The sequence below is a fragment of the Streptomyces sp. SAJ15 genome, assembly GCF_007595705.1.
Classification (GTDB): domain Bacteria; phylum Actinomycetota; class Actinomycetes; order Streptomycetales; family Streptomycetaceae; genus Streptomyces.
Genome location: NZ_NISY01000020.1, coordinates 90,298 through 107,264, shown reverse-complemented (window position 1 = coordinate 107,264; position 16,967 = coordinate 90,298). Strand labels below are relative to the sequence as shown.

General features: G+C 71.6%; 16 protein-coding genes. 9 read left to right on the top strand and 7 right to left on the bottom strand.

What is annotated here, in order from left to right; all coding sequences use genetic code 11:
* Nucleotides 1-70 precede the first annotated feature (70 nt).
* Entirely contained in the window at nucleotides 71-1,741 is a 1,671-nt protein-coding gene (locus CD790_RS31925; RefSeq protein WP_144386873.1) for an LCP family protein, read from the top strand.
* Between the two features lie 66 nt (nucleotides 1,742-1,807).
* Here the strand turns inward: CD790_RS31925 and CD790_RS31920 are convergent, their stop codons facing one another.
* Entirely contained in the window at nucleotides 1,808-2,824 is a 1,017-nt protein-coding gene (locus CD790_RS31920) for a glycosyltransferase family 2 protein (protein WP_144386872.1), read from the bottom strand.
* A gap of 186 nt (nucleotides 2,825-3,010) precedes the next feature.
* Between CD790_RS31920 and CD790_RS31915 the strand changes: the two genes are divergently transcribed.
* Nucleotides 3,011-4,627, top strand: coding sequence for an LCP family protein (locus tag CD790_RS31915; RefSeq protein WP_186319352.1), 1,617 nt, complete (start codon nucleotides 3,011-3,013; stop codon nucleotides 4,625-4,627).
* 123 nt (nucleotides 4,628-4,750) lie between these two features.
* Here the strand turns inward: CD790_RS31915 and CD790_RS31910 are convergent, their stop codons facing one another.
* Nucleotides 4,751-5,293 (bottom strand): acyl-CoA thioesterase, encoded by a 543-nt coding sequence (locus CD790_RS31910; RefSeq protein ID WP_144386871.1) that lies wholly within the window; start codon nucleotides 5,291-5,293, stop codon nucleotides 4,751-4,753.
* A gap of 139 nt (nucleotides 5,294-5,432) precedes the next feature.
* Here CD790_RS31910 and CD790_RS31905 point away from each other — a divergent pair, with 139 nt between their 5' ends.
* Nucleotides 5,433-6,785 carry an LCP family protein gene (locus CD790_RS31905; RefSeq protein ID WP_144386870.1) on the top strand — a complete coding sequence of 451 codons (1,353 nt, stop codon included), beginning with the start codon at nucleotides 5,433-5,435 and terminating at the stop codon, nucleotides 6,783-6,785.
* Between the two features lie 36 nt (nucleotides 6,786-6,821).
* On the opposite strand, the gene CD790_RS31900 is transcribed toward CD790_RS31905, so the two are convergent.
* Together CD790_RS31900 and CD790_RS31895 are read right to left on the bottom strand one after the other, a co-directional pair.
* On the bottom strand, nucleotides 6,822-7,421 hold the full coding sequence (locus CD790_RS31900; RefSeq protein ID WP_144386869.1) for a DUF4291 domain-containing protein: 600 nt from the start codon (nucleotides 7,419-7,421) through the stop codon (nucleotides 6,822-6,824).
* Nucleotides 7,422-7,550: 129 nt separating this feature from the next.
* Nucleotides 7,551-8,708 carry an acyl-CoA dehydrogenase gene (locus CD790_RS31895; protein WP_144386868.1) on the bottom strand — a complete coding sequence of 386 codons (1,158 nt, stop codon included), beginning with the start codon at nucleotides 8,706-8,708 and terminating at the stop codon, nucleotides 7,551-7,553.
* A gap of 195 nt (nucleotides 8,709-8,903) precedes the next feature.
* On the opposite strand from CD790_RS31895, the gene CD790_RS31890 reads away from it, so the two are divergent.
* Complete coding sequence (locus CD790_RS31890; protein WP_144386867.1) at nucleotides 8,904-10,244, top strand: UDP-glucose/GDP-mannose dehydrogenase family protein; 1,341 nt, start codon at nucleotides 8,904-8,906, stop codon at nucleotides 10,242-10,244.
* Nucleotides 10,245-10,273: 29 nt separating this feature from the next.
* On the opposite strand, the gene CD790_RS31885 is transcribed toward CD790_RS31890, so the two are convergent.
* The 3 genes from CD790_RS31885 to CD790_RS31875 all read right to left on the bottom strand — a co-directional run bounded on the left by CD790_RS31885 (nucleotide 10,274) and on the right by CD790_RS31875 (nucleotide 13,307).
* Entirely contained in the window at nucleotides 10,274-11,461 is a 1,188-nt protein-coding gene (locus CD790_RS31885) for a dipeptidase (protein WP_144386866.1), read from the bottom strand.
* Between the two features lie 173 nt (nucleotides 11,462-11,634).
* Entirely contained in the window at nucleotides 11,635-12,171 is a 537-nt protein-coding gene (gene purE / locus CD790_RS31880) for a 5-(carboxyamino)imidazole ribonucleotide mutase (RefSeq protein WP_144386865.1), read from the bottom strand.
* A complete protein-coding gene (locus CD790_RS31875; RefSeq protein WP_144386864.1) occupies nucleotides 12,168-13,307 on the bottom strand; it encodes a 5-(carboxyamino)imidazole ribonucleotide synthase in 1,140 nt (379 codons plus the stop codon). The genes purE and CD790_RS31875 overlap by 4 nt, the downstream gene beginning before the upstream one ends.
* A 197-nt stretch (nucleotides 13,308-13,504) precedes the next feature.
* Between CD790_RS31875 and CD790_RS31870 the strand changes: the two genes are divergently transcribed.
* The 5 genes from CD790_RS31870 to CD790_RS31855 all read left to right on the top strand — a co-directional run bounded on the left by CD790_RS31870 (nucleotide 13,505) and on the right by CD790_RS31855 (nucleotide 16,931).
* Nucleotides 13,505-13,894: a hypothetical protein gene (locus CD790_RS31870; RefSeq protein ID WP_144386863.1), complete on the top strand. Its 390-nt coding sequence runs from the start codon at nucleotides 13,505-13,507 to the stop codon at nucleotides 13,892-13,894.
* Nucleotides 13,891-15,468, top strand: coding sequence for a peptidoglycan-binding protein (locus CD790_RS35035; protein WP_186319351.1), 1,578 nt, complete (start codon nucleotides 13,891-13,893; stop codon nucleotides 15,466-15,468). The genes CD790_RS31870 and CD790_RS35035 overlap by 4 nt, the downstream gene beginning before the upstream one ends.
* Nucleotides 15,465-15,899 carry a protease inhibitor I42 family protein gene (locus CD790_RS31865; protein ID WP_186319349.1) on the top strand — a complete coding sequence of 145 codons (435 nt, stop codon included), beginning with the start codon at nucleotides 15,465-15,467 and terminating at the stop codon, nucleotides 15,897-15,899. Before CD790_RS35035 ends, CD790_RS31865 begins: the two co-directional genes overlap by 4 nt.
* A 16-nt stretch (nucleotides 15,900-15,915) precedes the next feature.
* Complete coding sequence (locus CD790_RS31860) at nucleotides 15,916-16,320, top strand: hypothetical protein (protein WP_144386861.1); 405 nt, start codon at nucleotides 15,916-15,918, stop codon at nucleotides 16,318-16,320.
* A gap of 98 nt (nucleotides 16,321-16,418) precedes the next feature.
* The gene (locus CD790_RS31855; RefSeq protein ID WP_144386860.1) at nucleotides 16,419-16,931 is read left to right on the top strand and encodes a GtrA family protein; all 513 of its coding nucleotides are present in this window, start codon (nucleotides 16,419-16,421) and stop codon (nucleotides 16,929-16,931) included.
* Nucleotides 16,932-16,967 lie beyond the last annotated feature (36 nt).

Below are 16,967 nucleotides of genomic sequence, written 5' to 3'. Positions count from 1 at the left end.
CGTGACACCACGGTCCGGAGCATGCCCACCCATCGCGTCGGACGCACCATCGAGCAAAGGGGAGGGCCCGTTGCCGCAGGACAGTGAGGTACGGGGGGCCAGAAGGCGCCGCGGCGCGCCGCAGCCCGAGACACGGCACCACGAGGGCGGCGCCGGTGCGGAAGAGGGCCGCACCGCCGCCGCGGCCGGTCCGGGTGGCGGAGGCCGTCGGGCCGACCGCCGCAAGGGCCGTAGCGGCCGCAAGAAGCGCGGCAAGGGCGTGCGAATACTTCGCTGGTCCGCGCTGGGTCTCGCCGTCGTGATCCTGGCCGCGGCCGGTGCCGGTTACCTGTACTACCAGCACCTGAACAGCAACATCCGCAAGGAGAACCTCAACCTCGGCAAGAACAAGCTCGACAAGGCCGCGCCGAACGCGGACGGCCAGACCCCGCTGAACATCCTGCTGCTGGGCTCGGACAGCCGTAACTCCGACGAGAACGTGGAACTGGGCGGGGCCAAGGACACCCGGGGCGACAAGCCCCGCGCGGACGTGCAGATGCTGCTGCACGTCTCGGCCGACCGCAGCAACATGTCGGTGATCAGCATCCCGCGCGACACCCGGGTGAAGATCCCCGAGTGCGTGGACGAGGACGGCGTGGTCTATCCGGAGACCGACCGGTTGATCATCAACGCCAGCATGCAGCACGGCGGTCCGGGGTGCACGGTGGCCACCTGGGAGGAGCTCACCGGCGTCCCCATCGACCACTTCATGATGATCGAGTTCTCCGGCGTGGTGGACATGGCCGACGCGGTCGGCGGCGTGCCGGTCTGCGTCCAGGAGAACGTCTACGACAAGTCCTCCGGCCTGCGCCTGGAGAAGGGCGAGAAGAAGGTCAAGGGCGAGCAGGCCCTGCAGTGGCTGCGCACCCGGCACGGCTGGCAGGGCGGCAGCGACATCGCCCGGTCAAAGGCCCAGCACATGTACATGGGCTCGATGGTGCGGGAGTTGAAGTCCGGCACCAAGCTGACCGACCCCGGCAAGCTGATGGACCTGGCCGAGGCGGCCACCAAGGCGCTCGTCGTCGACCCGGGCCTGGGCACCGTGAAGAAGCTGTACGACCTGGGCGACGAGCTCAAGAAGGTGCCCTCGGACCGGATCACCATGACGACCATGCCCTGGCTCCCCGACCCGGAGCAGCCGAAGGCACACGTCGTCCCCAACCCGACCGACGCCGAGCAGCTCTTCTCCATGGTCCGCGCCGACGTCGCGCTGGACGGCAAGGACGCGAAGAAGAAGCTCAAGCCGGGCAAGGGCGAGAAGCCCAAGGACAAGGCGGCGCCGAAGGACCAGATCCCGGTCATGGTGCAGAACGGCACCAGCACCACCACCCTGGCGCCGGTCAGCGGCCGCGCGAAGGTCATCGCCGAGGAGCTCGGCAGGCTCGGCTTCGCCAAGGCGACCGCCGACGCCACGCCCAAGTCGCAGGCGGACACCACCATCACCTACCCCAAGGCGGACCAGCAGGCCGACGCGCAGGCGGTCGCCAAGGCGCTGGGGGTGCCGGCGAAGTCGGTGCGCATCTCGTCCTCCGTCAGCCAGGTGACGCTGGTCATCGGCTCCGACTGGCGCGAGGGCACCGGCTACCCCAAGCCGCCCGCGGGGCAGGAGAAGAAGGAAGACGACAAGGCGCCGGAGACCGCGGACCTGCTCAACGGCGGCGAGAAGGGCTGCATGCCCATCGACCCGAACCACCGCTTCTGAGCCCGCGCCGGGAGACGCACGAGGGCCGGACCCCCACGGGGTCCGGCCCTCGGCCGTACGGACGCGCTAGCGGGTGACGACCGCCGGGCGCCGACTGGCGATGACCTTCTTCGCCAGCGAGCGCGGGCTGGTGAGGAAGCCCCAGCCCCAGGACATGTGCATGGTGGCCAGCGCGACGGGGATCTGGAGCCGGGCCCTGAGCGGCTGGCCCTTGCCGGCCGGGATGGAGCCGGCCACGATCGCCGCCAGATAGCCGCCCGGGACCACCAGGCCCCAGGGGGTGAGCGCGACGCCCACCACCGTGCCCGCCGCGATGGCCAACACGGCGGTCGGCGGCGCCAGGTAGCGCATGTTGATCGAGCCCTGGTGGTAGCGGGCCACCACGTGCCGCCAGCGGCCGTAGTCCTTGTACTGCTTGGCCAGCGCGCGCACGCTGGGCCGCGGCCGGTAGGAGACCTTCAGCTCGGGCGAGAACCAGATCAGCCCGCCCGCCTCGCGGATGCGGAAGTTCAGCTCCCAGTCCTGGGCGCGGATGAACTCCTCGTTGTAGCCGCCCTGCCGCTCCAGCGCCTCGCGCCGGAAGACGCCCAGGTAGACGGTCTCCGCCGGGGCCGCGTCGCCACCGGTGTGGAAGGCCGCGTTACCGACGCCGATCTTGGAGGTCATGGCGGCGGCGACGGCCCGCTCCCAGTCGTTCTCGCCCTCGGCGTGCATGATCCCGCCGACGTTCTGCGCGCCGGTCTCCTCCAGGAGGCGCACGGCGGTGGCGATGTAGTTCGGGGAGAGCATGCCGTGGCCGTCCACGCGCACCACGATCGGGTGCCGGGACGCCTTGATCGCGGCATTGAGCGCGGCGGGGGTGCGGCCGGTGGGGTTGGGCACCGTGTGCACCCGCGGGTCCTCCCGCACGAGCTCGGCGGCGATCTCGTCGGTCCGGTCGGTCGACGGGCCGAGAGCGATCACCACTTCCATCTCGCCGGCGTACTCCTGCGCCAGGATGTGCCGCACGGAGTTGCGCAGATGGCGTTCCTCATTGAGCACCGGCATGATCACGGATACGGCCGGAGGCTGCTGCTCAGACATCGTTCCTCGGGGGGTACGCCCCGTGGCGGCAGCCGTCGGTGACGGCAGCGCGCCCCCGGGTGACTGCAGTATCAAGGCCACGTTACCGCTAACGGGGGATAGCGGATCTCCCGGCCGAGTGGCAGCGGGCCCCGCCCTCGGCGTGGGACGGGCCCGGCGGTCATCGTATGGGCCTACGTTGACCCCGTGACCCCACCGGCCCGCCCCCCGCGCCCGCAGCGCCGCCCGGACCCGGACCGCGGGGGCCGTGCGGCGCGCGGCGACCGCGCGGACCGGCGGGACGGCGCGGACCGGCGGGACGGCGCGGCGGGCCGAAGCGGCGCCGGGCGCCCGGCCCGGCCGCGACGGCCGGCCCCCGGCGGTCGCCGCCCCCGGCCCGCGCCGCGGCGCCGGACCCGGCCGCGGTGGGGGCTGCGGCTGGCCACCACCGCCTCCGCCCTGGTGCTGGCCGTCGGCGGGATCGGGCACGCGATGGTGGCCGGGCTGGAGTCGGGGATCGAGCGGGTCGACGTCTTCCGCGGGCTCAGCGACCGCCCCAAGACCAGCGACGGCACCAATCTGCTGCTGGTGGGCACCGACGGGCGGGACCGGATCACCCCGCAGGAGAAGGAGCGCTTCAAGCTCGGCGGCGCCCCCTGCCACTGCACCGACACGATCATGCTGGTGCACCTCTCGGCGGACCACGGCCGGGCCAGCGTGGTGAGCCTGCCGCGCGACTCGTACGCGGAGATCCCCGCGTACACCGACCCGGTCACCCACAAGCGGCGCCCCGCCCACCGGCAGAAGATCAACGCCGCCTACGCGGAGGGCGGGCCACGGCTGACCGTGCGCACCGTGGAGCACATGACCGGCGTCCACATCGACCACTACCTGGAAGTGGACTTCATCAGCTTCATGAAGACGGTCGATGTGCTGGGCGGGGTGCCGGTGTGCACCGCGCGGCCGCTGAAGGACGCCTACACCGGGCTGGACCTGCCGGCCGGCAGCCGGGTGCTGGGGGGCGGGGAGGCGCTCCAGTACGTGCGCGCCCGGCACCTGGACGGCGGCTCCGACCTGGCCCGGATGGTCCGCCAGCAGCGCTTCCTCGCCGCGCTGCTGCGCAAGGCGACCGACAGCGGGGTGCTGCTGAATCCGGTGCGCTTCAACGAGGTCGCCTCCACCCTGCTCGGCGCGGTCCGCGCGGACCAGGGCTTCGGCACCGGCGACCTGGTGGCGCTGGGCCGGGCGCTGCACGGCTTCACGCTGGCCTCCTCGGAGTTCGCCTCGGTGCCGGTCAGCGACGCCGGGCACCTGGTGCCGAAGATCGGCTCGACGGTCACCTGGGACCGGAAGCGGGCGGACCGGCTCTTCCGGGCGCTGCGCGAGGACCGCCCGTTGGCCGAGCACGCCGACCGACGGCCGGCCCCGGGGGTGCGTCCGGCCCCGCCGACCCCGGTGGCGGTGGCCCCGGGGAAGGTCCAGGTCCAGGTCCTCAACGGGACCCGCACCGCCGGTCTGGCCGCCCGCGCCGACCGTGCCCTGCGGGCCACCGGCTTCGCCACCACGGGCACCCCGCACGACGCCCCCGACACGGGCGTGGCCCACACCCTGATCACGTACGACCCGCGCTGGGACGGCTCCGCCCGCGCCCTGGCCGCCGCGCTGCCCGGCGCCGAGCTGCGGGAGGCCCCGGGACAGGGGCCGGTGCTGCGGGTGACGGTGGGCGCGGACTACCGGGAGGTGCGGCGGGTGCGGGCGGACGACGGGGCGCCCACCAAGGGCGGGTACGGGGCGGTGCGGGGCGACGAGGTCGTCTGCCCGTAGCGGCACCGGGGCGTGCGTACCGCCGTCAGTTCCCGGCCGCTGTCCGTTGCTGGCCGCTCTCCGTTCCCGGCCGGCGTCAGTCCCGGCGGGGATCAGCCCGGCCCGGATCGGTCCCGGCGGGGGTCAGTCCTCGATGCCCTCGGCGGCGCGCTTGTCGCGCAGTTCCTTGATCGCGCGGCGGCGGGCCAGCCGGTGGGTGCGCCGGATCTGGGCCTCCTGGTAGCGCCGCTTGTCCCGCTCGGTCTCCGGGAGCACCGGCGGCACGGCGCGGGGCTTGCCCTCGGCGTCGACGGCGGCGAAGACGAGGTAGGCGCTGCCGACCTGGACGGCGGGCGTGGACTCGTTCCACCGCTCGGCCAGCACCCGCACCCCGACCTCCATCGAGCTGCGCCCGGTCCAGTTCACCTGGGCCTTGACGTGGACGAGGTCGCCCACGCGCACCGGGTCCAGGAAGGCCATCTCGTCCATGGAGGCGGTCACCGCGGGGCCTCCGGAGTGGCGGCCCGCGACCGCGCCGGCGACGTCGTCCACCAGCTTCATGATCACGCCGCCGTGCACCGTGCCGAGGAGGTTGGTGTCGTTCGCGGTCATGATGTGGCTGAGCGTGGTGCGGGAGGCGGAGGTGGGCTTCCCGGGCGGGGCCTCCGGCAAGGGCTGCTCGATCATATGTCCACTGTATGCGGGGAGAGATCCGCAAACCGGTACACACCCCCGCCCGGTCTCGATTGCATCAGCTCTGCAACATCCCCGGCCCGATCCCGTACCCGGCTACAGGGCGACCGCGCGGAACGGGCACACTCCTCCCATGAATGATTGGCCCCAGGGACGGTCCGACGACGGCAGGCAGCGGTACGGACGCGGCAGTGGCAGCGCGGAGCCGGAGTCCGCGCGCGCCATGCCGCACGTGCGCCGGCCCGGCGCCCCCTCCGCTCCCGGCGCCCGGCGCCCCGCCGGGGAGCCGCCGCTGCCCCCGGAGCTGTCGCCGCGCCGCACCGTTCCGCCGCAGCAGGGCTACCAGCAGTCCCAGGGGTACGGGTACGGCCCCGGTCAGGACGACCCGGCGGACGACGACGGCTACAACACGGGCCAGGTCTACGGCCGTGGCGTCCAGGGCGCCGCCGGCGGCGGCAACGGCCCCGGCAACGGCGCCCCGCGGCGCCGGCCGGCCCGCACCACCCCGGTGAACTGGAAGAAGCGGATCACGGTCGGGCTGTTGAGCTTTGTCGTGTTCCTGCTCGTGGTCTCCATCGGCACCTACTTCTGGGCCGACTCCAAGCTCCGCCGCGAGGTCGACCTGTCCAAGGTCATCGAGCGGCCGGAGGGCGGCAAGGGCACCAACTACCTGATCGTGGGTTCGGACAGCCGCGAGGGCATGTCCGACGACGAGAAGAAGAAGCTGCACACCGGCTCGGCCGACGGCAAGCGCACCGACTCGATGATGATCCTGCACACCGGGGACAACGGCTCGACGCTGATCTCGCTGCCGCGTGACTCGGACGTGGAGATCCCGTCCTTCCGTGGCTCCGACTCCGGCAAGCTCTTCCCGGCGCAGGGCAAGCGCACCAAGCTCAACGCCACCTACGCCACCGACGGCCCGGAGCTGCTGGTGCGCACCGTGGAGTACAACACCGGGCTGCGCATCGACCACTACGTCGAGATCGGCTTCGCCGGCTTCGCCAACCTGGTCGACGCCGTCGGCGGCGTGGAGATGGACATCCCCAAGGCGTTCAAGGACAAGAAGTCCGGCGCCGACTTCGAGGCCGGCAAGCAGACCCTGAACGGCGAGGAGGCGCTGGCCTTCGTCCGCACCCGCTACGCCTTCGCGCGCAGCGACCTGGACCGCACCAAGAACCAGCAGAAGTTCCTCTCCGCCCTGGCCAACCAGGCGGCCACCCCGTCCACCGTGCTGAACCCCTTCAAGCTCTACCCGACCATGGGCGCCGGTCTGGACACCGTGATCGTCGACAAGGACATGGGCGTGTTCGACCTGGCCGAGATGTTCTGGGCCATGAAGGGCGTCACCGGCGGCGACGGCACGTCGATGAACATCCCGATCTCCGGCTCCTCCGGGGGCAACCTGGTCTGGGACAAGGCGAAGGTCAAGCAGCTGGTCGAGCAGCTGAAGAACGACGAGAAGGTCACCGTCACCGGCGACTGAGGCGACCGGGCCGGTCGGCTCGACCCGGTCGACCGCTCAGTCGACCATCCGCAGCCGGGCCGACGGCCCGTCCGCGAGGGTGTAGGGCCGCTCCGCTGGCACCAGCGAGGCGGCCCGCTCCGTCTCCCCCGCCCGCACCAGGGCGTGGATCTCGTGGGCGAGCGGGGTGACGTCGGTGATGCCGACGGTCCACTCGTCGGCGTACCGCCGCGCCGCCTCCCCCGCGAGGCCGAGCTGGAGCGACCGGTGCGACAGCGGCCGCAGGCGCAGGTCGCGCTCCGGGTCCCACTGCACCCGCGCGGGCGCCTCCCGGAGCTCCCGCTTCCAGGCGGCCTGGTCGGCGTGGACGGCGCTGTCGTAGTGCGAGAGGCAGGCGTTGCGCAGCGCCCACTCGAAGCCCGCGCGGGTGATCTCGATCGCCAGGACGGTCTCCTGGCCCTCCTTGGCGCCCCAGCCGCAGCGGTACATCATCCACAGGAACGACGGCTTGATCCATGTCATCCGGTCCCGCTTCCAGGCCGCCGGGAAGCGGCCGTCGCGGGCCGCGGGCAGCCCGAGACGCGGGGCGTACGCCTGGTAGACGGTGACGGTGTCCGGGGTGTGCAGGGCGCGGATCTGGCGTACGGGCGGTTCCATGACGCCCAGCGTGCCGCCCGGACACCCGGTCCGGCCAGCGATTTTGTCCCCGTACGACGCGACGAGGCCCCGGCCGGGGGCCGGGGCCCGGTGAGCCGCCGTGGAACCGCGGGAGGACCTACGGAGGTACTACGGGAGGTTGCGGGCCATGACGATGCGCTGGACCTGGTTGGTGCCCTCGTAGATCTGCGTGATCTTCGCGTCCCGCATCATCCGCTCCACCGGGTAGTCCCGCGTGTAGCCGTACCCGCCCAGCAGCTGCACCGCGTCCGTGGTGACCTCCATCGCCACATCCGACGCGAAGCACTTCGCCGCCGCGCCGTAGAACGTCAGATCGTCGTCCACCCGCTCCGACCGCGCCGCCGCCGCGTACGTCAGCTGACGCGCCGCCTCCAGCTTCATCGCCATGTCCGCCAACATGAACTGGATCCCCTGGAAGTCCGCGATCGCCTTCCCGAACTGCTTCCGCTCCTGGACATACCCCTTCGCGTAGTCCAGCGCCCCCTGCGCGATCCCCAGCGCCTGCGCCGCGATCGTGACCCGCGTGTGGTCCAGCGTCTTCATCGCCGTCGCGAACCCCGTGCCCTCCGCACCGATCATCCGATCCGCCGGAATCCGCACATTGTCCAGATACACCTCACGCGTCGGAGAGCCCTTGATACCGAGCTTCTTCTCCGGCGCCCCGAACGACACACCCTCGTCCGACTTCTCCACCACGAACGCGGAGATCCCCTTCGACCGCTTCTCCGGATCGGTGACCGCCATCACCGTGTAGTACTCCGACACCCCGGCATTGGTGATCCACCGCTTCACACCGTTGAGCACCCAGTGGTCACCGTCGCGCACCGCACGCGTCTTCATCCCCGCCGCGTCCGAACCCGCCTCCGGCTCCGACAGGCAGTACGAGAACATCGCGTCGCCCTTGGCCAACGGACCCAGATACCGCTTCTTCAGCTCCTCCGAACCCGACAGGATCACCGGCAGCGACCCCAGCTTGTTCACCGCCGGAATCAACGAGGACGACGCGCACACCCGCGCGACCTCCTCGATCACGATCACCGTCGCCAGCGCGTCCGCCCCCGCGCCCCCGTACGACTCCGGCACATGCACCGCGTGCAGCTCACTGGCGACCAACGCGTCCAGCGCCTCCTGCGGGAACCGACCCTCCTCGTCGACCTCCGCCGCGAACGGCGCGATCTTCGCCTCAGCCAGCGCACGCACCGTCTCCCGGAGCATCTCGTGCTCCTCCAACGGCCGGTACAGGTCGAACTCCGCGGATCCCGCCAAGGCTTCTCACTCCCCTGTGAGCTAACTACCGTTAAGTAACCGAATGGGCCAACCGGAGTCTAGGGCGGTGTCCGGGGCCGGCATACGTGAGCTTGCCGACAGCCGGCGCCCCTACCGGCCCTGGGGCAGCCCTGCCCGGCCCGGGTGCCGACTATGCTCGCCCCCGTCCCACCCCGCACGTACCTGGAGCTCTGCATGGCCCTCAAGATCACCGTGATCGGCACCGGCTACCTCGGCGCCACCCACGCCGCGGCCATGGCTGAGCTCGGCTTCGAGGTGCTGGGGCTGGACGTGGTGCCGGAGAAGATCGAGATGCTGGCGGCCGGCCGGGTGCCGATGTACGAGCCCGGTCTGGAGGAGCTGCTCCAGCGGCACGTGGCGGGCATCCCGGGGTCCACCGGGCGGCTGCGGTTCACCACCTCCTGGGAGGAGGTCGGCGAGTTCGGCGACGTCCACTTCGTCTGTGTGAACACCCCGCAGAAGCACGGCGAGTACGCCTGCGACATGTCCTACGTCGACTCCGCCTTCGCCTCGCTCGCCCCGCAGCTGCGCCGCCCCTGCCTGGTGGTCGGCAAGTCCACCGTGCCGGTGGGCAGCGCGACCCGGCTGGCCGCCCTGCTCGCCGAGCGTGCCCCGGTGGGGGCCGACGCCGAGCTGGCGTGGAACCCGGAGTTCCTGCGCGAGGGGTTCGCCGTCCAGGACACCCTGCGCCCGGACCGCATCGTCGCGGGCGTCGGCAGCGACCGGGCCGAGAAGCTGCTGCGCGAGGTCTACGCGACGCCGCTCGGCGAGGGCACGCCCTTCGTGGTCACCGACTACCCGACCGCCGAGCTGGTGAAGACCGCCGCCAACTCCTTCCTCGCCACCAAGATCTCCTTCATCAACGCCATGGCGGAGGTCTGCGAGGCGGCCGACGGCGACGTGGTCAAGCTCGCCGAGGCCATCGGGCACGACGACCGGATCGGCCGCAAGTTCCTGCGGGCCGGCATCGGCTTCGGCGGCGGCTGCCTCCCCAAGGACATCCGGGCCTTCATGGCGCGCGCCGGCGAGCTCGGCGTGGACCAGGCGCTCACCTTCCTGCGCGAGGTCGACTCGATCAACATGCGGCGGCGCGGGCAGATGGTCGAGCTGGCCCGCGAGGCCGTCGGCGGCTCCTTCCTCGGCACGACGGTCGCCGTGCTCGGCGCCACCTTCAAGCCGGACTCGGACGACGTACGGGACTCCCCCGCGCTCAACGTCGCCGGACAGATCCACCTCCAGGGCGGACAGGTCACCGTCTACGACCCCAAGGGCATGGACAACGCCCGCGCCCTCTTCCCGACCCTCACCTACGCGCCCAGCGCGCTGGAGGCCGCACGCGGGGCCCAGGTGGTGCTGCACCTGACCGAGTGGGGCGAGTTCCGCGAGCTGGACCCGGAGGCGCTGGGGGCGGTCGTGGCCGAGCGCCGCATCCTGGACGGGCGCAACGCGCTCGACCCGTGCAGCTGGCGCGAGGCCGGCTGGGACTTCCGCGCCCTGGGCCGCCCGACGGCCTGACCGGCCCCCAGGGCGCCCGCGGCGGGCGACTAGCCGTCCAGGTCCTCGATCGTCGCGATCGACGGCCCGCGGCGGTTCTGGAGCTCCCGTGCCACGTCCTCGGCGGCCCGCAGCGTGCGGACGGCGTTCTGCCAGGTGAGCTTGGCCAGGTCGGTCGTGGACCACCTGCGGTCCAGCAGCTCCGCGATCAGGTTGGGGTAGCCGGCGACGTCGTCCAGGCCGGCCGGGGTGAAGGCGGTGCCGTCGAAGTCGCCGCCGATGCCGATGTGGTCGACGCCCGCCACCTCGCGCATGTGGTCCAGATGGTCGGCGACCGTGGCGGCGGTGGCCACCGGGCGGGGATTGGCCGCCTCGTAGGCGCTGTGGACCTTCATGGCGGCGGGGGTGGTGTCCAGCGGGTGCAGCCCGTGCGCGCGCATGTTCTCCTCCGCGTTCCGCGTCCAGGCCACGGCCGCCGGGAGGATGAACTTCGGTACGAAGGTGGCCATCGCCAGGCCGCCGTTGCCCGGCAGCAGCTCCAGCACGTCGTCCGGGATGTTGCGCACGTGGTCGCAGACGGCGCGGGCGGAGGAGTGTGAGAAGACCACCGGGGCCTCGGTCACCCGCAGCGCGTTCCGCATGGTGTCGGCGGAGACGTGGGAGAGGTCGACGAGCATCCCGGTCCGGTTCATCTCCCGGACCACCTCCTCGCCGAAGCGGGTGAGGCCGTTCGCCCGCGGCTCGTCGGTCGCCGAGTCGGCCCACGGGACGTTGTCGTTGTGAGTGAGCGTCATATAGCGGACGCCCAGCCGGTACAGGGCGCGCAGGGTGGCCAGCGAGCAGTTGATGCTGTGGCCGCCCTCGGCGCCCATGAGGGAGGCGATCCGGCCGTCCGCGCGGGCCGCCTCCATGTCGTCGGCGGTGTACGCGAGTCGCAGGTCGTCGGGGTGGCGCTCGGCCAGCCTCCGCACCACGTCGATCTGTTCGAGGGTGGCGCTGACCGCCGTGTCCCCGCTCATGTCGGCGCGGACGTACACCGACCAGAACTGTCCCCCGACGCCGCCGGCCCGCAGCCGGGGGATGTCGGTGTGCAGCCGGCCCCGCTGATCGGCGGCGATGTCGCAGCGATCCAGGTCGTAGCGGACCTGCTGGCGCAGCGCCCAGGGGAGGTCGTTGTGGCCGTCGACGACTGGGTGGGCGGCCAGCAGTTCGCGGGCCTGTGCGAGGGAGGTGGTCATCGTCCCATCCTCGTACGCGCCCCCGCCGAAGTCACGCCTCGGAGGGCCGGGCGGCACCGGGCCGACGCGAGGCCGGCGGGGCCGGTACGGGGCCGGCAGAGGGCGGCGCTACGGGGCCGGCAGAGGACCGGTACGGGGCCGGGGTCGCGGCCCCGGGCGCCCGCCGCCCGCGGCTACTTGCCGAAGCCGAACTTCCCCGCGCCGTCCACCTTCGCCCGCAGCCGCTTGCCCTTCTCGGTGGCCTGCTCGTTGAGCTCCTCCTGGAAGTGCCGCATCCGCTCCATCAGTTCGGCGTCGTGCGTCGCCAGGATGCGGGCGGCCAGCAGCCCGGCGTTGCGGGCGCCGCCGACGGAGACCGTGGCGACCGGGACCCCGGCCGGCATCTGGACGATGGACAGCAGCGAGTCCATGCCGTCCAGGTACTTCAGCGGGACCGGCACGCCGATCACCGGCAGCGGGGTGACCGACGCCAGCATGCCCGGGAGGTGCGCCGCGCCACCCGCGCCCGCGATGATCACCTTCAGGCCACGGGAGGCGGCGTTCTCCCCGTACGCGACCATCTCGCGCGGCATGCGGTGCGCGGAGACCACGTCGACCTCGTACGCCACCTCGAACTCCTCGAGGGCCTTGGCCGCGGCCTCCATGACGGGCCAGTCGGAGTCGGAGCCCATGACGATGCCGACGACGGGGCCGGTGGCGGAGTTAGTCATTCGGTGATGGTCCCTCGGAGGTAGTCGGCGGCGTGCCGGGCGCGCTCGCGCACCTCGGCCAGGTCGTCGCCGTAGGTATTGACGTGGCCGACCTTACGACCCGGCTTCACATCCTTGCCATACATGTGGATTTTGAGTCCCGGGTCGCGGGCCATGCAGTGCAGGTAGGCCGCGTACATGTCGGGGTAGTCGCCGCCGAGGACGTTGGCCATCACGGTCCACCGGGCGCGGGGGCGCGGGTCGCCGAGCGGCAGGTCCAGCACCGCGCGCACATGGTTGGCGAACTGCGAGGTCACGGCCCCGTCCTGGGTCCAGTGTCCGGAGTTGTGCGGGCGCATGGCCAGCTCGTTGACGAGGATCCGGCCGTCTCGGGTCTCGAACAGCTCGACGGCCAGGTGGCCCACGACGCCCAGCTCCTTGGCGATCCGCAGCGCCATCCGCTGCGCCTCGGCGGAGCGGGCCTCGGGGAGCCCCGGGGCGGGGGCGATCACCGTGTCGCAGACGCCGTCGACCTGGATCGACTCCACGACGGGGTAGGCGACAGCCTGTCCGTGCGGGGACCGCACCACGTTGGCCGCCAGCTCGCGGACGAAGTCGACCTTCTCCTCGGCGAGGACGGGCACGCCGGCGCGGAAGGGCTCGGCGGCCTCCTCCACACTCCGGACGACCCAGACGCCCTTGCCGTCGTAGCCGCCGCGCACGGTCTTGAGGACGACGGGGAAGCCGTCGCCCTCCTCCGCGAACCGGACGACGTCCGCCGGGTCCGCCACGATGCGGTAGCGGGGGCAGGAGATGCCGATCTCGCTGAGCCGGTCCCGCATGACGCCCTTGTCCTGGGCGTGCAGCAGGGCGTCGACGCCGGGGCGGATGACGACGCCGTCCGCCTCCAGGGCGCGCAGGTGCTCCGCCGGGACGTGCTCGTGATCGAAGGTGACCACATCGCAGCCTTGTGCGAAAGCATGAAGGGTCTCCAGGTCGCGGTAGTCGCCGATGACGACCTCGCTGACCACCTGCGCCGCCGAGTCCTGCGGAGTGTCGCTGAGCAGCTTGAACTTGATGCCGAGGGGGATGCCCGCCTCATGGGTCATGCGCGCGAGCTGGCCGCCGCCGACCATGCCGACTACCGGGAAAGTCACCACCCCAGGGTAAACGCCCGCGACACCGGACCCCGTCCACCTTTGGTGGATCCTCCATATTCACCCCGGTGGCCTGGGCCCCCACACCCGGGGGCTCGCCCCTTCGCCTTGACGGGGTCCGGTCAGCCAGGCGATAGGCTGCGGGCCCGCGTGATCTTGGCGGAAAATCGTCACTCAAGGCTCAGGGGGAGGACCTGGTGTCGCTGAACGGCTCCGATTTCGGCATCCAGAAGGGCGAGACAGTCAGTGCGAGCGACCGGTTGACCAGAGCCGCGGGCGACCTCGACGCGATCACGAAGTCGCTCGGGGGTGGAAGCGGCGGGGGCTGGGATCCGCTCGGCGGCATCGCCGCCGACCTGTTCACCGCCACCCAGTTCGGCGAGTACGGGGCGGGCGTCTCCTTCACCTCTTTCGCCGGCGCCTGGAACGGCGAGTGCGCCACTCTCGCCGGAGCGCTGCGCGAGCTCCACGCGAAGATCGGGACCAGCGCCAACGCCTTCGGAACGCACAACAAGGGTGTCGCGGACGACCTGCGGGGCACCCGGAACGCCTATCTGGACGGCATCTCGGGGGACGGGCGGCGATGACGGACAAGAGTGCGAAGAAGCGGTTCGAGGACATACAGAAGGACATCTCCTCCATCCCGTTCGGCGTCTTCGGCTATCTGCAACTGAACGCCGCCATCTGCAAGGCGTTGGAGGTTCCCGGGCCCTCCGGCAACCCCGACTTCGTCGCGGGCAAGGCCAAGGCCTACCGGACCGCGGCGGACGAGGTGGAGACGGTCTCCACGGACGTGGAGGCGGTCTACGTCAGCGCCCTGCCGGAGGTCTGGGTCGGCAAGGCGAGCGAGGCGGCCCAGGACGTCATCGGCGCCGCCCACCGCCTCGCCGGCCGGATCGGCCCCAAGTTCCTCGCGGCGAGCAAGGAGTTGCTGCTGCTCTCCGAGGGCATCAGGGAGGCCCAGTCCACCCACGAGTTCGGCGTGACCGCGCTGCACCACGCCCACAAGCTGCTGGCGAGCAAGAGCGGCAAAGCCCCCGACGAGGAGACCCTCACCGAGGCGCAGACCGCGGCCAACGACGGCCTCGGGCAGCTGATCAGAGCGGCCGGCCAGGCCGAGGAGGCCAGCCGGCGGGCCGTCCGCGAGCTCGACAAGTTGGCCGCCGACGCCCGCGCGGTCAAGGCCGGCACCGGAGACCTCACCGACGCCGACCGCCTCGTCCTCGCCGACGCCTCGGTCCCCGGCGGCGACCCCGAGCTGAACGAGATCCTCAGCGCGAACGACCTGCGCCGTGCCTCCGACCGCATGGAGCGGATGAACAAGGAGGACGAGCGCGCCTTCAACACGCTGCTCTCCCAGGCCAAGTCCCCGGAGGAGCGGGCCTATCTGATGAAGAGCCTGGCCGCCGGCTACAGCCTCAAGGAGGTCCAGGAGTTCGGCAAGAAGATCCACCCCTTCGGCGACGATCCCAACTGGCTCCAGCAGCACCTGACGCCTGTCGTGAACCGCCCCGGCGACACGAAGAGGTACGGCGACGACAGCCAGAAGGTGGCCTTCAACTGGGGCGGCGGCCAGGCCAAGGAGTGGGAGCAGAAGGGCCCGACCTGCGTGGCGTCCTCGACCGTAACGGCACGCGCCATGGTCGACCCGCTCTACGCCCTGGAGATCACCTCGGGCGGGCACCCCGGTGATCCCAAGTACGACAACCCCAACGCGTTCATCGAGCGACTGCACGAGGAGCAGGAGCGTGTGTACGACAAGCGCGACGGCGACCACGAGGGCATGAAGGACCACGAGGGTCGAAAGGTGGCCAAGGAGGAGATCGCTCCGCATATCGGCGGCTCTTACGAGACGCGCGATCTTGAGAACGCCGAGGACCGCCGCAACATCCTTCCCGCGATCCATTCGGCGGTGGACGAGGGGAAGCCCGTCCCGGTCATCGTCCGGGGACCGAAGTACGGTCACGAATTGGTGATCATCGGCCACGAAGGGGACAAGCTCCAGCTCTACAACCCCTGGGGCCACACCACCTGGGTGAGCGAGGACGACTTCATCAACAACCGCATGCAGGGCGCCTCGGACGACACCCTGCCGAACGCCGAAGCCGTGCATCTGCCGAACGCGGGAGACCCCAAGCCGAAGCCGTGGTGGAAGTGGTGAACCTTCGATCAGCGCGCGTCGCCGGTCTCGTCCTCCTCGCCGTCGCCGTCGCCGTGGCCGGGTACTTCGGGGCCCGGGCCCTCTGGGGCACCGACCCCGAGCACGTCTACGGCGCGCGCGACACCGCCGTCGAGGTCTCCCCGGGTGAGACCTTCACCATCGAGGTGGACGCCAACCCCACCACCGGTTTCAAGTGGATCGTCGACCGGCCGGCGCCCGCCCGCCGTGTCGTCGAGGCGCTCGGCGAGGACTATGAGGGGGACGGCTCCGACCGCGTCGGAGCCGGCGGCACCCTGCGCCTGCGGTTCCAGGCGAAGGACGCCGGCTCGACGGAGATCAAACTGCTGCACTGCATGCGGTGCGGGACCCCGTCGGCGGAGCCCGAGGGCGACGGCGCCGAATCCCTCACCTTCCACGTCACCGTCCGCTGACCCCTGGAGAGAAGGCATGACCGACGAGCCCCCCATGACCGACGAGGAGCTGCGCGCCCTCGACATCCCGCTGATGCTCCGCTACGGCCTCACCCTCGGCGGTGCGCATCGCGTCGCCCTCTTCGGGGACGGCGCGGTGGCGGCCGCGCTGGTCGTGGAGGGGCTGGGGGTGTGGCCCCGGGCGCTGAACTTCCTCGCCGAGATCGTGCGGCGCGGGGGGCTGCCGCGGGCGGCCGAGCTGCCGGAGCCCCTGCCGGGGGAGGCGGCCGCCATCGCCCAGGAGTGGCTGACGACCGCCTCGGCGGTGGCCCGGGGACCGGAAGCCGACGAGTCCGTGGCCCGCTGGCTGGAGGCGGCCGCCGTGATCCTGGCGGTGCGGGTCCAGCACGGAAGTGGCCCGGGCCACGCCGATGAGCACTGAAGGACACCCGTATTGCCGACACCCGCGGGCGGCCCCCCGGACGGCTGGTTAGCATGACTGTGTTGTCAACGCCGATCGGACGGGGCTGATCCATCACCATGAGTGAACGGCGCTCTCTGCGCACGCAGGTGGAGCAGCTCGCTCGCGAGGTCGCCAAGTTCGGCGCCGTCGGCGGTGTCGGCGTCCTCGTCAACCTCGGCGTGTTCAACCTGATCCGGAACCACACCGAGCTACAGGTGGTGCGGGCCAGCATCATCGCGACCGTGGTCGCGATCGCCTTCAACTACGTGGGCTTCCGCTACTTCGCCTACCGTGACCGGGACAAGAGCGGTCGCACCAAGGAGCTCTCGCTCTTCCTGCTGTTCAGTGCGGTCGGTCTGGTGATCGAGAACGGTGTGCTCTACGCCGCGACGTACGGCTTCGGCTGGGACAGCCGGCTGCAGAGCAACGTCTTCAAGTTCGTCGGCATCGGCATCGCCACCCTCTTCCGCTTCTGGTCGTACCGGACGTGGGTGTTCCGGACCCTGCCGGCCCGCGAGGCCGTGGAGACCGCCGAGTCCTTCCTCGCCGACTCCCGCCCCGAGGACCGTCCGCAGAGCGCCCGGAAGTAGGCCAGGACATAGCGCCAGGACGTAGCCGCGGGAGGC